At 64.5% G+C, this 1,209-nt stretch carries 1 pseudogene; it reads right to left on the bottom strand.

The features are described 5' to 3' along the window. A pseudogene (locus ACQ4OB_RS27820) lies at window positions 1-1,209 on the bottom strand (type IV secretion protein Rhs); the annotation flags it as partial.

Genomic DNA, 1,209 nt, shown 5'->3' on the forward strand with positions numbered 1-1,209 from the left:
GCAGGCGGTTGAGCGGGTCGTAGTGGTAACTGCGTTGGCCGTGACGGGTGTCGGCAATGTAGTCGAGGTTGCCGTTGGCGCTGTAGGCATAGTCGCGGCGATACAGCGCTTGGTGCTGTTGGCTGACCGCGTGGGCCTTCAACCGGCCCTGATCGTCGTAGGCATATTCGCTGAGCAACTGCCCCTGCTGGCGTTGCTGTTCGCGGCCGAAGGCGAATTGGTGCTCGCTGAGCCGCGCGCCGTTGAGGTCGATCGCCGTCAGCGCGCCGCCCCGGGCGTGGTGGTAATCGAGTTTGCTGCCGTCCGGCAGGCGCAGGCGATTGAGCTGGCCGCAAGCGTCGTAGCCATAACGCAGCGTGCCCCAGCCCTGATGTTCGGTGATCAAGCGGTCCTGCGAGTCGTATTCGAATTCCAGCGGATGGTCGTGGCCGTCGTCGACGCTGAGCAGTCGGCCGAGGCGGTCGTAGCGGTATTCAACCTGGGTGCCGTCGGGCAGGGTTTTGACCCGCAGGCGTCCGGCCGAATCCCGCTGGTAAGCGGTCAGCCGCTGCGAGCCGTCCTCGCCGAACTCGGTTTTCTCCAGCAACTGGCCATTGAGGTCGTAGGCGTACGCCGTGCGTTGGCCATCGAAGCCGGTTTCCTGTCGGATCAAGCCGTTGGGCGTGTAGTCCAGGCGATAGGTTTCGCCGGATTCGTTTTCGATTGCCGTGAGCAACAGCTGGGCGTTGTCGTAGCGGTAGCGCAGCTGGGTGCCGTCGGGATTGAGGCGGCGGCTGACCAGGTGCAGGTCGTCGAGGTATTCGTAGCGGGTGATGCGACCCAGTTCATCGCGTTCGGCGGTGATCTTGCCGTAGGCGTTGTAGCTGAACGCGCGGCTGGCGCCGGTAGGCAATATGGTCTGGAGCAGTCGGCCGACGGCATCCCACTGGTAGCGGGTGACGGCGCCATGTTCGTCCTGACGGGTAAGCTGCCGCCCCAGCGCATCGTAGGAAAAGCGCCGCCGACCGCCGTCCGGCAAGGTCTCTTCGAGCAGTTGCCCCAGGGCGTTCCAGACGAACACGTGCCGGCTGGTGTCCGGGTAGCGGATCGACAGCAGTTGCCCTTTGTCGTCGTAGTAATAGTGGCTGACCTGGCCGTCGGGGTCGCTCGCTTCGGTGATGTCGCCCTGGGCGTTGCGCTGGTATGTCCACACCGCTTGACCGCGGTATG

Source organism: Pseudomonas sp. ES4, assembly GCF_050586665.1.
GTDB lineage: Bacteria > Pseudomonadota > Gammaproteobacteria > Pseudomonadales > Pseudomonadaceae > Aquipseudomonas > Aquipseudomonas frederiksbergensis.